We start from the raw sequence: 14,400 nt of genomic DNA on the forward strand, positions 1-14,400 counted from the left end.
TCTTATATAAATTTATTTATCCTTATAACTGACCTACCACTTTTTGTATTATTGACCGTATTAAAAACTTTGAATTTACCCTTTCCTCGTATGGAAATTGTGCTTCCTTCTTTGACCATAAGACTTTTTTCCTTGGCTTCTAGATAATTTACCAGCACCAATCCCCTGTCTATATACTTTACCGCTTCGCCTCGAGAAAAGCTTCCTAGAGCTGAGACCATATTATCCAATCTTCTAGATGTTACTATTATATTGAACTCTTCAAACTCTGCAGCAGGTAACTTGTTAAAATCATCAACGGGAACTATTTCGCAGGGGTTTTTCCCTATAGTTAAAAGATTATTTTGAATAAAAGGCAATATATCCTTCAGAACGGCCACATAAGCCACATCATTTTGAACAATAATATCACCTATTGTGTTCCTATCAATTCCTAAGCCTAATATAGAGCCTAAATAATCTTTATGATATAAAGCTCTAAATTTAGATTTATTCTTTATAGCGATAACGGTTCCCTGCACATTATCACCAGGATAATAATTAAAAGAAAAAAGCTTCCTTTCTGCCTCCTCAAAAAAACCCTCGCAAAGATAAGGCATATTTTCTCTTTCACAGAAGTCCTTTAAATAAACCCAGTATTTCGGACTTAAATAAAATTTTATAGGACTGTATTGGTTATTCCTAGCGGCTAAAAGATACTTTTCATATATCTGCGACTTAAAACTTTCCTCCTCTTGAAAAGGAAAAATTTTATAAAAATTTTCTTTTGTTATCATTTTGAAATATTAGCCTTTCATAGTAATTGAAATATTAACCCCTCTAAAAAGCTCAAAGCTAATAGAGCTAATAAAGGTGAAAAGTCAATCATCATACCAGAGGAAAACCTTTCTTGAATCCTTCTAAAGGGTGATAATATAGGTTCTGTGAAAGCATTTAAGAAGCTTCTTATTTCCCTTAAAGTTCCCATGGGTAAGAAGGATAGAATAGCCTCTGCTATTATTGCATACCTTATGATATCGAATAATAAGTTTATTACCCTATATAATATTAGTTTCTCCTCCTAACCTACTTGTTCCAATTAAATAAGCCTTTGGAACTTAGTTCACTTTTTAATTCCTTCGTAACCTCTACATTTGATGGAGATAAAAGATAAACACCTTTCTCAACTTCTTGAAATTCTCCACTTAAAGCATAGCAGGCACCACTAACAAAATCTAAGAGTCTTTGAGCTATCTTTAATTCGAGACTTGTAGTATTAATCACGATAATCTTTCTGTTTTTTAAATCATCACATATTTCTGTAGCTTCGGCAAAATCTACCGGCCTAACTATGGAAATTTTAGCAGCTGCTGCAGTATGAATGTTGACTACTTTATTCTGAGACTTTTTATTCGAAGTAACTACAGGTTCAAACTCTTCGTCTCTCTCTTCATCTTCAACGAATTCATCCTCATAATCTTCCATTTCTTCATAATCATCTAATCCTAAGAACTCTTTCATTTTATTTATCATCTTTGCCATCTTAATCCTCCTATCTATTTCTCTTGCCAAATATTCCTTGGCCTATTCTTATAATATTGGATCCCTGTGATAAAGCAATTTTATAATCACCAGACATCCCCATTGACAAATATTTCATTGTAATATTCTTATAATTATTACCCTTTAAAGAATCCCACAATTTTTTCATCTCTTTGAAATAATAAGTGCAGCTCACTTCATCTCCCGGTGGTATAATAGCCATTAGACCAAGAACCTTAACATATTCGCAGGCTTCAACCTCTTCAATAAAATTCGGAATATCCTCTAAAAATACTCCTCCTTTGGTATCCTCTCTGCCTATATTAACTTCTATAAGAACTTTAGCCTTACTACCCCTTTTTGAATATTGCTTTTCAATTTCCTTTAGCAAGCCTACACTGCTCAAAGAATGTATCAAATAGACCTTATCCACCAGATATTTGACTTTATTTTTTTGAAGGTTACCGATAAAATGCCATCTTACATCTGGGAAAGACTCGTATTTATCTAAAAGCTCCTGTACTTTATTCTCACCAAAATCTCTTATCCCCGCTTCATATGCTTCCTGCATTACAGGTATAGATTGTGTTTTGCTTACAGCTACAAGGAGCACATCCCCAAATATATTATTTTTAATTAAATTTATATTATCATTAATGGTCATTTTATATCGCTCCTAAATCTCTGATGAATCTAACGCCTATGAGTAATTATTCTATGTAAATAGCGAATTTCCTTCAAAAATTGCATTATTTATTAAGATAAAAAAATTAATTAGCACTTTTTAAATAATTCATCTGAAGTCTATTTCCTATTGCTGGGAGTAGTATTTCTTCAGCCTTGGTTATGTATACATTAATTCCTCTATTAATCAATGTTTTAGTATAGCTTTCAGTTCTATTTAAATAATTTTCTATAACCTCAGCATCTCCAATAGCTTTTACTATAAAAGGAGCCGGAAGTTTCACTCCATTAACACTGATAAAAGCCCAGCTGCAATATATTTCCGAGGTTGGAAGTATCCGTTGATCATTTATGGATATGGCTTCAGCTCCTGATAATTTCAGCTCATTTATAATGTTCATGATATCGTAATTATGGACGGTACGTAAATTTTGAAGATAGGGATCATCTATACCCAAAGTATGGTCAACGCTACCATCAGAAATTACCATTGTCACTCCTGGTCCCTTCACATCAATCTTTCCTAAGAGCATATTGTTTATCAGACTTTCTTCTTCCATATCCTGCAAAACCTGTGAAGTGCTCTCGGAAGAATATCTGTAATTATCTATTTTATCTAGGCTCACATAATACTGCTCTCGTAAGGAAGCAATCTCTTTGTATAATGATGTCCTATTATTTTGAGCTTCTTGATATTCCTTAGCCGATAAAAATTTACCCCTAATTATATCATCTTCCTTGAAGCTTATATTTACTACTAACAGGATCCCTATGAGCACACTGGAAATAAATATGTACAAGGAGCCCTTTGTAATTTTCATTTATTCACCTCATTACGTCTTCTAAGCTTTTCAATTATTAACCTACGCACTATGGCAAAATTATCAAAAATCCTCCCACCAAATACTATTACTGCTGCGATGTATATAGGAATCCCTAATTTATCACCTAAAAAAGCAAGGGCTGCTGCTAAGGCTGCGTTTCCAAAAAAACCAGATATAAATATATCTGCTTGAAAATTTTTTGATAGGGATGCCCTAAGGGCACCAAAAACAGAATCTACACAAGCTAAAATAGCTACAGATAAATATGGAGAAAAGGCTTCTGGTATATTAATTCTTGCCACTAAACCTATTATTATTCCTATCAACAATCCAAAAAATGCAATCATTATATCACCTCATCTAACTCGCCGGAGTCAAAAATTTATAGCTAGGAGTTTTCGTATTCTTGTAGATAACTATTTCATCTACCTTTTCATATTTTTTATCATAGTACACCAGAGCATTAAAATCCAAAGCTCCTGTAAAGGTTAAGGCACTATATAAATTCGTTTTATTACCTATTGCTTTTATAGTTATCCTATCCTTAGGTGAAATTTTTTCATCATTGATTAAAATATAACTGTTATTAGATGAGCTTTTTATTCCCGTCTGAAGGGATACTCTTTTATCATTTACAGATATTGCCTCTGCACCTGCAAAATTCAGTTCATTTATTACGTACACAAGCTCTATATCCGTTAAGTAGGTTGTATCTGTATTAAATACCGATGACTGTGGTGTTAAGTGTAATACTATGCCCTCTCCAACTACATCTTCGCTACCTACTATAAGCCTTGTGTTATCTAATTCATTTTTTATAGCTTTTGTTGCAGCATCCACACTGGCTGCTGCCTCCTCATATCCTTTTAATTTTTCCGACAAAGAATTATTTTCTGATTGTAGCTCTTCTCTCTGATCCTTGAGATTTTCAATTTCAGCAACGATATCAGTCCTATCAAAATTTTCTAAATCTATATCTTGTTTATTTAGTATCCTAAACTGATAGGATAGCAAGAATCCTAAAATAGCACAAACTACTGCAAGAGAAATTTGTGATTTAACATTTTTCATAAATCTTCCCCTTTCTGTCCATCAATTAAAAAGCTTCACAGGATTACCATCAAAGCTAACATCAATATAACCTTCTAAGTTTACATAGTCAGCCTCTTCTTTTAATATATTTATTACTTTATTAAGCTTATCTTCTAAATTTTCTTCATCCCCGAGCCTAATAATCAGCTTATTTATCTCTAGTTGTATATTCAAGGTATCGGTAAAATCTATTCTATTGATAGAAATAGGTTCAGAAAGACTATCCATTAACCTAGTATAATTTTCAACAAAATATTTTATCCTCACACTGTCGGTGGCTTTATCACCTAAATCCAACCCAGTTGTATCAAGACCTGCTAACTCTGGTAACCCTAAAGGATTATCAGCTCTAATCTCCAATATAAATAATTCTCTATCGAGAATATATATGCTTTCATTATTATTTATAACATATCTTGGGGTTCTTTCATCAATATCAATCACTATAGTATTCGGTAGCTTCCGTTTAAGCTTTACATTGCTTAGATAGCTATTAGTTAAAATACTGTCTTTAATATTTCTAACGTTCATATATAGGATATTTGTATTTGCTGTAATTCCAGAAAGCTCTACAATTTTATTAGCCTCTACATATTTATTCCCCTCTACTATAACCTTATTGGCATAAAAATAATCGGTTTTCAAGGAAAAAAGAACAAAGATACCTGTAAGAAAAATAAATAACCAAAGTATTCTTTTTCTATTTCTCTTTTTCTTTCTTTTTCTAATTAATTCATTATTGCTGCTACTATTTTTAGTCCTACTCATTTCCCCACCACTTTATCAAATATAATTAAAGATTAATTTTTTTATAAATAGACAATTTACATTTTTATAACGACCTCTTTCACATTAATAGCTTATCACTATAATAACATATACTTTTAATTATATCATTCTTTACCCTCGTTATTTATTTTTTCATAAGAAAAATTCATAACGAAGTCCTTTCATAAATACTAGAAAAGAACAAAAAAAACAGCTATATTTACATATAGCTGATATTACAATTCTTTGGTACTATAGCAAAGCAGTTTTATCGTTCTGCTTAGATATATTAAGGAGTATCCCCATGGCAAGCATGTTGAGAAGAAGAGATGATCCACCATAGCTTATAAATGGCAGTGGAACACCAGTTACAGGCATAGATCCAGTAACAACAGCAATATTAATTGCTGCCTGAATAATAATTATTGATGTTATCCCTACTGCTAAGAGTGAAGAATAAGCATCCTTTGCTTTATACGCAATGGTCACTCCTCTCCAAGCAAAAATTATAAATAAGAGAATAATAAATAAACATCCTATGAGCCCTAATTCTTCCCCTATAATAGAGAAAATGAAATCTGTATGAGGCTCTGGCATATAGAAGGCCTTTTGTCTTGAGTTACCTAGACCAAGTCCTAATATCCCTCCTGAGCCTAAGGCGTACCACGACTGAATTACCTGATATCCTGACCCCGCTGCATCCTTGAAGGGATCCAAAAAGCTTAAAACTCTTTCTCTTCTATAAGGAGTTGATAATGCAAAGTAAACCCCTGCAGCTCCAACTGCCGGCAACAAGGTAAACATTTGTGAATTTTTAGCCCCACCAACAAAAAGCATAACTATAGTAGTCATCATTATTACCGCTGCAATACTGAGATTCTTTTGCACAAGAATAATTCCAGCATACATACCTGCTACAAACAAGGCTGGGAATATCCCATATACTAAGCTTTTTATTCTCTCACCTTTATTAGTAATGCTATTTGCTAAGTACAAAACCACAACATATTTCACTAATTCCGAGGGCTGAAAGCTAATAAACCCTAATTGAATCCATCTGTAAGCACCATTTATAGGATCCCATAGGAATGGCATAAAAAGTAAGGGTATACTTACAATCATCAATAAACCAGTTAATCTTCTTATTTTACTATGGTCTATAAGCGTTGTAAATATCATGGCAACTATACCTAATATTGACCATATTAGCTGCCTTTTCAGATAGAACATAGAATCTTTTTCTTTATATAAGGCAGAATAAGAGCTGGCTGAATATATCATCACTACCCCTATTGCTAATAATATCAAAATAGTTGCAAAAAGTATTATATCAACCTGTCCACCCTTTCTAATTTTCTTCATTTATAATCCTCCCATTTTATTAAAGAGCAAGAAAACCTATAAGGCACAGCACTACTGTTATTATAGAAAACATAGATACTATTTTTGTTTCACTATAACCTAATTGCTCAAAATGATGATGTATTGGTGCCATTTTAAATATTCTTTTACCTGTGAGCTTGAAGGATGCTACCTGTAATATTACCGATAGAGTTTCTGTTACGTAAATCCCCCCTACAATAATTACAAGAAGCTCAAGCTTTAAGAGCATTGCAACAGCACCTACAGCTCCTCCTAATGCTAGGGAACCAGTATCACCCATAAAAACCCTTGCTGGAAAAGCATTAAATCTTAAAAAACCTAACAATGAACCTGCTACTATAACACAAAAAACAGCTAAGGTATAATGCCCTAGATTAAAGCTAATTATAGCAAAGAAAGTCATAACTAATAATGTAACCGAGGAGTTTAGTCCATCAAGTCCATCTGTCAGGTTAACAGCATTTGTTGTAGCTGCAAAGTATAGAACAATAAATGGATAGAACAAAACTCCTAGATTCCAATATTTACTTGTAAAGGGGATAATTATGCTAGTACCAATCTCTGTATAGCCATAATAAGCCAAGGATAAAGACACAATTAGTAATAGCAGCATCTTCTGCCATGCCCTCAGCCCAAGATTTTTCTTCCTTATTATCTTTAATATATCATCTAAAAAACCAACAACACCAAAAAAAATCATGGATAATAGTGCTATTACAGCTTCATCAGAAGGATTTCTTATCATAATAAAAACTGAAATTATTGATGATGCTATAAAAATAAGCCCTCCCATGGTAGGAGTACCTGCTTTTTTTAAATGACTTTGAGGTCCATCCTCTCGGATATTTTGTCCAAATTTCAACTTATGAAGCATAGGAATAAATAACGGCGCTAAAAGAGACGCTATTAAAAAGCCTAATATTAAGCCAAGTAATATTTTGGGATTAAGTATTGATAAATAATTTTTCATAAAAATCTACTCCAAAAGAGTAGTACACCTCCTTAGTTTAATAATTTAAGAAGCCTTTAGTGATTTCTTCAAAATGTTGGCTTCGGGAAGCCTTAATTAGTATTACATCTCCTGAGGCAGCAATTTCGTTAAGCTCGCTTATTAACTCATCAGCACTATCAAAAACCTTAACCCGATTGCCATATCCCCTGCAGTATAGCTCACCAACATTTTTGAGAGTCAAAAGCATGTCAATATCTCTGCCCTTAGCATAAGCTCCGATTTCTATGTGGGCAGATTCTGTATAATCACCTAATTCAGCCATATAACCAAGGACAGCTATTTTTTTCTTTCCAGTTTTTTTAGACAGAACATCAATAGCAGCTTTCATAGAAGTAGGGCTAGCATTATAACAGTCATTAATTACTGTTATATCCCCTTTCTTAAATATCTCTAGCCTCATTGCTGTAGCTTCAAGATTTTCAATACCCTTTTCAATTTCCTCCAGAGTAGCTCCTAATGTTACTCCCACTCCTATAGCTAATAAACAATTATATATACTATGAACTCCAAGAAGCGGCAAGAATAATTCTTTATTTTGATTATTAACCTTAAAGGTAAACCTCATTCCATTTTCTAAAGAAACAATATCTCCTGCAATGATATGATTCTTTTCTTCTATGCCTGTTTTAAGCACTTTGTAATTCTTATTCTCAACCTTTCTCAAATATTCATCGTCACCATTAATTATAAGTACATTGCTATTTTGAAAAAAGTCAGCAATCTCCATCTTAGCCTTAAAAATATTTTCTTGTGTTTTTAAATTCTCAATATGAGTAATCCCGATATTTGTTATCACTCCGACGTCAGGTCTGGCAATATCTGCTAGTCTATGTATCTCTTGAGCATGATTCATCCCCATCTCTAGAACTGCAACCTCAACATCATCATGGATATTCAGTATTGACAGTGGCATGCCAATATCATTATTGTAATTTCCTTTGGTTTTATATACCTTATATCTATCACTTAAAGCAGCTGCTATGAGATCTTTAGTGGAGGTTTTTCCTGTAGACCCAGTTACTCCCACAACCTTAATTTCAAGCTTCTTTCTATAGTACTTTGCAAGATCCAATAAAGCTTTTTTTGTATCTTTAACTATAATAATTATTTCCTGTAAGCTTTCACCTTCAATATAAGGCTTCTCATCTAATATTATAACCTTTGCTCCTTTATTAATCGCATCCTTCCAGAATAAGTTACCATTAAAGTTATCTCCTCTTAAGGCTATAAATATACTATTCTCTTTAATAGTCCTACTATCAATAGAAACATAATCTATCGATAGCTCTCTCATTTCCCCATTATAGAGATATCCTTCAGTAACCTGTAATAATTCTTCTAATGTTAAATTAATCATAATTCCACCACTTTCTCCTCATCTTTCATCATAAAAGCATAAAAGTTTATTAAGCTGCTTATTAAAACTATTTAATATACACACTGTCATAGTTTTAGCATGCAGTTACACAAAAAATAAACTGCATGCTAAAACCTTAGTCACCAATTTCATCGTTTAAAATAAATTTAATGACAGCTCCTTCTTGAACGAAAGCTTCTGGTTCAACACTTTGTACTGTTATCCAGCCTTCACCTTGAAAGTCAGCAGTTAAATTTAGCTTTTTAAGAACAGCTATTGCAGTTTCTTTGCTATATCCCGTAAAATCAGGCAATACTATATCTTTATTATAATTGGTATCATTACCGAGGTAAAGGTTAACCCTATCTCCTTCTTTTATAGTATATCCGGGCTTAGGGCTCACATCAACAATAAAGCTTCCCTCTCCTTCAATATTATATACTAATCCTTCTTTCTTTAATATATCTATTGCCTCACCAGTTGACATACCTCTCACATCGGGTATTATTACATCCTTTAACAAGCTACGAGTAGTTTCCTCTAGGCTGGTATCACCTTTAATCCCAAGATAATTAAATATATTATAAAAAACTTGTTTCGCAGCAGGCGCTGCTACCAAGCCTGCATAATACATTCCCGGATTAGGTTCATCTATAGTAACCATAAGTGTTATCTGCGGGTTATCAGCCGGTGCCATTCCTACAAAAGAAGAGATATACTTTCCACTGCCATAAACCCCATTGATAACCTTCTGTGCGGTACCTGTTTTTCCTGCTATATGATATCCATCTATAAAAGTATTCTTTGCTGATCCTTCTACTACAACTCTTTCTAAAAACTTTCTTAATATAGCTGTTTGCTCCTCACTTACAGTTCTTATCTCCTTGCCTTTAGAGAATTTACTATCTATGATTGTCTCTCCTTTTTCATCTATATGCGAAACTTCCTTAAGAATATGTGGAGTTATCCACGTTCCTCCATTAGCAACAGCATTGAAGGCAGCCATAAACTGCATAGTATTTACTGTATTAGTTTGTCCAAAGGCTATGGTAGCCAAGTCAGTATCATTTATACTCTTCAGCGGCTTAATTATACCAGATGCCTCACCAGGAAGATCAATTCCAGATTTATTACCAAAACCAAAAAGATCAATATATTTCTGAAGCTTTTCTTTGCCCAGCTTTTGACCTAGCTGTATAAACCCCATATTACAAGAGTTTTTTATAATATCAGAAAAATTTTGACTTCCATGACCTGAGGTTCTCCAGCATTTTATAGTTCTCCCACCCACTACTGTACTTCCTCCACAGGAAAAGCTCATACTTTCATTTACCACACCTTCCTCTAAAGCCGCAATTGCAGTAATAATTTTAAATATAGAACCTGGTTCAAAGGTATCACTCACCGCCCTATTTCTCCAAGTCTTCTGTAGTTCTTCAAAGGTTAGTGCTTTATCTCTAGGATTATTCAAGTCATAGTCAGGCTTATTAACTAAAGCTAGAACCTCGCCAGTTTTAGGATTCATTACAACTATAGTTACTGCCTTAGCTCCATTATCACTTAATGCCTGCTTTGCCGCCTGCTCCGCAAAGGCTTGAATATTCTCATCTATTGTTAGAACTACATCTTTACCAACCTCTGGTTTACTATATTCAGAAATAGTATAAGCCAGGTCCTTACTATTTCTATCTATCTCTACGAGCCTTACTCCTGGCTTTCCCTGCAAAACATCATTATAAACATATTCTACACCTGTAAGACCCTTACCATCACTATTGGTAACCCCTAATACATGAGCTAAGAAATCATTATTAGGATAATACCTCATAGTATCAGAGGAAACTAGAACACCTGTAATATTTAGATCCTTTAGCTTATCAACTTTTTCTTTTTCTATACGTCTAGCCAGTATGGCAGACTGCATATCTTTTCCATTTGGAAGCTTACTTTCTAACTTTTTTAACACCTCAAAGCTATCCATCTCCAAAGCTTCCCCAATTTTTATTGCAATATACTCCATATCTATGGTGTTATTAGGATTATCATAATTGTAGGTATTTATATAGCTCTTAATAGTATTTAAATCTAAGTCAACTCTATACACGTTTCCGCTGATAGCCAGCTCCTTGTAGTTAGTATCTAGTATCCTCCCTCTTTTAGCATCAATTTTCACTCTGCTTGTCCATTGCTCTGTAGCCATAGCTTTATATTCAGGTCCTTTTACTACCATTATATACGCTACTCTTACTGATAATAATATAAAAATAAAGAACATGAGTAATAGACATGCCAGTATCCTTCTTCTTGTTACTACCCTATCTACTAAATATTTTCTTTCATTCACAAGACTCCTCCATTTTCTCACCCATTGATTACCTTTAATAAATTATATAAAAATAAATACTATTGTATTCATTTTTATAGACATTAAAATTCACATAAGCTAGAGTTCCTTGTGATAATTAATAAGGATGCACTAAAAGAGTGCATCCTTAATCTTAGCAAATATACTTTGCTTTTCATTTTTTCCGTTTTCCTCTGGAAAATTATTCTCAGAAAGATTATATCTAACTACTTCTTTAGCGTCTTGGTTAACCATGCCTAATTGATTCTCAGCTACATTTTTTATATTATCTAAGCTAGCTACCTTTAATAACTTTAGATTCAATGCTTCATTATCACTTTTCAATTCATTTATTTGACCATTAAGGTCACTAACCTGGTCCTGCTTAGCATAAAGAGAAGAGTTTCCTCCTATTGTAATAATTCCAGTTATAAGAATAGCTACTGCTACCTGAATTATGCTCTTTTTCTGCTCTTTTGCAATTTCTAACTGTTTTATTCTTCTATTAATCTTTACTTTTTTTAATTCTTTCTGTTTCTTTTGCTCTTCCCTATGTAAAGGTCTCTCTGTAACAACTGCATTACTTCCTAGGGTCCTGTATTCCGAATATTTCTTTTCTCTCATCTCTATACCCATCCCTCTCTATAGCTTTTCTAATATTCTTAGCTTAGCACTCCTACTTCTTGGATTCTCTTTAACTTCATCTTCAGTAGGTTCTATAGGCTTCCTTGTTATTACCTTCACCATAGGCTCCTTGCCGCATATACACATAGGAAACTCAGGTGGACAAGTACATGGATTTTCTAGCTTCCTAAAGGTATTTTTAACTATCCTATCTTCTAACGAATGAAAGGTTATAATTGCAAGTCTTCCCCCTGCATTAAGCTTTTTCACACTATCCTCTATAGTTCCAGATATAATTTCTAGCTCACTATTTACCTCTATTCTAATAGCTTGAAAGGTTCGTTTAGCAGGATGCGGTCCCTCTCTGCGAGCCTTAGCCGGTATAGCTGCTTTTATTATATCAACTAACTCCCATGTAGTAGTAATTCTCTTTTCGTTTCTATTTTTAATGATAAAATTTGCAACTCTTTTAGCAAATTTTTCTTCTCCGTACTCTTTTATAATCCTTGTTAGCTCTTCCTCAGAATATTCATTAACTACATATTCCGCTGTTAAGTCCCCATCCTTATTCATTCTCATATCAAGAGGAGAATCCTTCATATAGCTAAAGCCTCTTTCTGGATTATCTAATTGATAGGATGAAACACCTAAATCCATTAAAATACCATCAACACCCTTTATCTCAAGCTCTTCTAAAATACTATATATATTTTGAAAATTATTTTTAACAAGCCTTAAATTTTCATATCCACCTAGCTTTATTTTCGCTTGATTTAAAGCATCCTGGTCTTGGTCTATACCTATAAGCAGTCCTTTATCTGACAACCTCTTTATAATTTCTCCAGAATGTCCTGCACCACCTAAAGTACAGTCTACATAAATACCATCACTTAAAATATTTAAAGCTTCAATACTTTCATTTAATAATACTGAAACATGTTTAAATTCCATAGATACTTCTCCTTATATGCCAAGTTGACGCATTTTTTCAGCTAGTTCATTATAATCCATCGTTTCATTATTGTAGCGGTCCCATCTTTCCTTACTCCATATTTCCACCTTAGTTAATACTCCAATACTTATTATATCTTTTGTTATCCCAGCATATTCAATAAGATTTTGAGGAATAAGACCTCTTCCCTGCTTATCAACCTCTATTTCAGAAGCACCGGAAAAGAAAAACCTTACAAAATCTCTTGCATTCTTATCAGTAAGGGGCAAAGCCTTTAGCTTTTCTGCCAGCTCTCTCCATTCATCTAAGGGATATACATATAAACATCCATCAAGACCTTTAGTGATAATATATCGTCCTTCCAATCCCTCTCTTAGCTTCGCAGGGATGATCATTCTATTCTTATTATCCAGGGAATGATTGTATTCACCAATAAACAAATGATCACCTCCACTTCACACCACTTACTACCACTTTAATATATCTATTCTCCATAAGTCATAAAAATCCTTCTATATAACGAGATAAATCTTTAACAAATTTTACTTTTTAAAAATTATTTAGTAAAAAAGTTCATAAAAAAAGCTTATGGAAACATTTCGCTTCCATAAGCTTATATAGTTGTATCCTTTAGACATTAAATCTAAAGTTTACTACATCTCCATCCTGCATAATGTACTCTTTTCCTTCTAGTCTATATAAACCTTTTTCTTTTGCACTAGCTTCAGAGCCACAGTCCACAAGATCGCTAAAGGATATTATTTCTGCTCTGATAAAACCTCGTTCTATATCGCTATGTATTTTACCTGCTGCCTTTTGTGCTTTTGTACCAATCCTAATAGTCCAAGCTCTTACTTCCTGAACTCCTGCTGTTAAAAAACTCATAAGACCAAGGAGCTTGTAGCTTGATTTAATCAGTTTATCAAGGCCTGACTCTGAAAGCCCATACTCACTTAAAAGCTCCAGTTTATCTTCATCAGATAAACTTGACAACTCTTCTTCTAGTTTTGCACAGATAACAACAGCTTCTGAATTTTCTTTAGTTGCATATTCTTTAACAATTTGTACATAAGAATTATCTTCAGGATTAGATATATCTTCCTCTGAAACATTGCAGGCATATAAAACCGGCTTGGAAGTAAGCATAAATAAGGTTTTAACAAATTCCTCTTCATCCTCTGTAAGCTCCATGGTTCTTATAGGCTTTTCTGCCTCTAAATGAGCTTTTAATCTTTCTAGTAAAGAGTATTCCTCTTTTGCCTTCTTATCTCCAGAACGAACGGTTTTCATAGTCCTTTCCATTCTTCTTTCCAGAACTTCTAAGTCTGATAAAATTAGTTCTAAATTTATTGTTTCAATATCTCTAATGGGGCCAACGCTTCCCTCTACATGAACAACATTTTCATCCTCAAAGCACCTAACCACATGAACTATAGATGCAACCTCTCTGATATGAGATAAGAATTTATTTCCTAAGCCTTCTCCTTTGCTTGCTCCTTTAACTAAGCCTGCTATATCATAAAATTCAATGGAAGTGTAAACCTTCTTCTTTGAGTTATACATTTTTTCCAAAACATCTAATCTCTTATCTGGTACATTTACAACTCCTACATTAGGCTCTATGGTACAAAAAGGATAATTAGCTGACTCTGCTCCTGCCTTTGTTATTGCATTAAATAAAGTACTCTTACCTACGTTAGGTAAACCAACAATTCCTAATTTCATTGCGTACATTCCTTTCTTCTAATGTTAACCTTATAAAATTATACTCTAGAGGTAGTTTTATTTCAAGAATTTTACCTTGCTAAGAAAAATCTACAAATAACAATCAATTATTAA

The 14,400-nt window shown here is 33.3% G+C and carries 16 protein-coding genes; all 16 read right to left on the minus strand.

Going from position 1 to position 14,400, the window contains the following annotated elements; genetic code table 11:
- Positions 1-2: 2 nt before the first annotated feature.
- The 16 genes from ACPWSR_RS17245 to ychF all read right to left on the minus strand — a co-directional run bounded on the left by ACPWSR_RS17245 (position 3) and on the right by ychF (position 14,295).
- Positions 3-776: a YlmH/Sll1252 family protein gene (locus ACPWSR_RS17245; protein ID WP_426349461.1), complete on the minus strand. Its 774-nt coding sequence runs from the start codon at positions 774-776 to the stop codon at positions 3-5.
- 17 nt (positions 777-793) lie between these two features.
- A complete protein-coding gene (locus tag ACPWSR_RS17250) occupies positions 794-1,048 on the minus strand; it encodes a YggT family protein (protein WP_426351409.1) in 255 nt (84 codons plus the stop codon).
- Between the two features lie 17 nt (positions 1,049-1,065).
- Positions 1,066-1,521, minus strand: a complete 456-nt coding sequence (locus ACPWSR_RS17255) for a cell division protein SepF (RefSeq protein WP_426349462.1) — start codon at positions 1,519-1,521, stop codon at positions 1,066-1,068.
- 10 nt (positions 1,522-1,531) lie between these two features.
- Positions 1,532-2,185 (minus strand): YggS family pyridoxal phosphate-dependent enzyme, encoded by a 654-nt coding sequence (locus ACPWSR_RS17260; protein ID WP_426349463.1) that lies wholly within the window; start codon positions 2,183-2,185, stop codon positions 1,532-1,534.
- A gap of 106 nt (positions 2,186-2,291) precedes the next feature.
- Positions 2,292-3,026, minus strand: a complete 735-nt coding sequence (locus tag ACPWSR_RS17265) for a DUF881 domain-containing protein (protein WP_426349464.1) — start codon at positions 3,024-3,026, stop codon at positions 2,292-2,294.
- Positions 3,023-3,376, minus strand: a complete 354-nt coding sequence (locus tag ACPWSR_RS17270) for a small basic family protein (RefSeq protein ID WP_426349465.1) — start codon at positions 3,374-3,376, stop codon at positions 3,023-3,025. The genes ACPWSR_RS17265 and ACPWSR_RS17270 overlap by 4 nt, the downstream gene beginning before the upstream one ends.
- 13 nt (positions 3,377-3,389) lie before the next feature.
- The gene (locus ACPWSR_RS17275) at positions 3,390-4,100 is read right to left on the minus strand and encodes a DUF881 domain-containing protein (protein WP_426349466.1); all 711 of its coding nucleotides are present in this window, start codon (positions 4,098-4,100) and stop codon (positions 3,390-3,392) included.
- A 21-nt stretch (positions 4,101-4,121) separates the two neighbouring features.
- On the minus strand, positions 4,122-4,889 hold the full coding sequence (locus ACPWSR_RS17280) for a cell division protein FtsQ/DivIB (RefSeq protein ID WP_426349467.1): 768 nt from the start codon (positions 4,887-4,889) through the stop codon (positions 4,122-4,124).
- A 252-nt stretch (positions 4,890-5,141) separates the two neighbouring features.
- The gene (spoVE, locus tag ACPWSR_RS17285; protein WP_426349468.1) at positions 5,142-6,251 is read right to left on the minus strand and encodes a stage V sporulation protein E; all 1,110 of its coding nucleotides are present in this window, start codon (positions 6,249-6,251) and stop codon (positions 5,142-5,144) included.
- 19 nt (positions 6,252-6,270) lie between these two features.
- Positions 6,271-7,242, minus strand: coding sequence for a phospho-N-acetylmuramoyl-pentapeptide-transferase (gene mraY / locus ACPWSR_RS17290; RefSeq protein ID WP_426349469.1), 972 nt, complete (start codon positions 7,240-7,242; stop codon positions 6,271-6,273).
- A 37-nt stretch (positions 7,243-7,279) separates the two neighbouring features.
- Complete coding sequence (locus tag ACPWSR_RS17295) at positions 7,280-8,641, minus strand: UDP-N-acetylmuramoyl-tripeptide--D-alanyl-D-alanine ligase (protein WP_426349470.1); 1,362 nt, start codon at positions 8,639-8,641, stop codon at positions 7,280-7,282.
- A gap of 136 nt (positions 8,642-8,777) precedes the next feature.
- Entirely contained in the window at positions 8,778-10,985 is a 2,208-nt protein-coding gene (locus ACPWSR_RS17300; protein WP_426349471.1) for a stage V sporulation protein D, read from the minus strand.
- Between the two features lie 132 nt (positions 10,986-11,117).
- On the minus strand, positions 11,118-11,621 hold the full coding sequence (locus ACPWSR_RS17305; RefSeq protein ID WP_426349472.1) for a hypothetical protein: 504 nt from the start codon (positions 11,619-11,621) through the stop codon (positions 11,118-11,120).
- A gap of 6 nt (positions 11,622-11,627) precedes the next feature.
- Positions 11,628-12,560, minus strand: coding sequence for a 16S rRNA (cytosine(1402)-N(4))-methyltransferase RsmH (gene rsmH / locus ACPWSR_RS17310; RefSeq protein WP_426349473.1), 933 nt, complete (start codon positions 12,558-12,560; stop codon positions 11,628-11,630).
- 12 nt (positions 12,561-12,572) lie between these two features.
- On the minus strand, positions 12,573-13,001 hold the full coding sequence (gene mraZ, locus ACPWSR_RS17315) for a division/cell wall cluster transcriptional repressor MraZ (protein WP_426349474.1): 429 nt from the start codon (positions 12,999-13,001) through the stop codon (positions 12,573-12,575).
- A 190-nt stretch (positions 13,002-13,191) separates the two neighbouring features.
- Complete coding sequence (gene ychF, locus ACPWSR_RS17320; protein ID WP_426349475.1) at positions 13,192-14,295, minus strand: redox-regulated ATPase YchF; 1,104 nt, start codon at positions 14,293-14,295, stop codon at positions 13,192-13,194.
- Between the last annotated feature and the right edge of the window lie 105 nt (positions 14,296-14,400).

Origin of the sequence: Alloiococcus sp. CFN-8, from assembly GCF_049943125.1 — a bacterium.
Taxonomy (GTDB): domain Bacteria; phylum Bacillota; class Clostridia; order Clostridiales; family Clostridiaceae; genus JAEXZL01.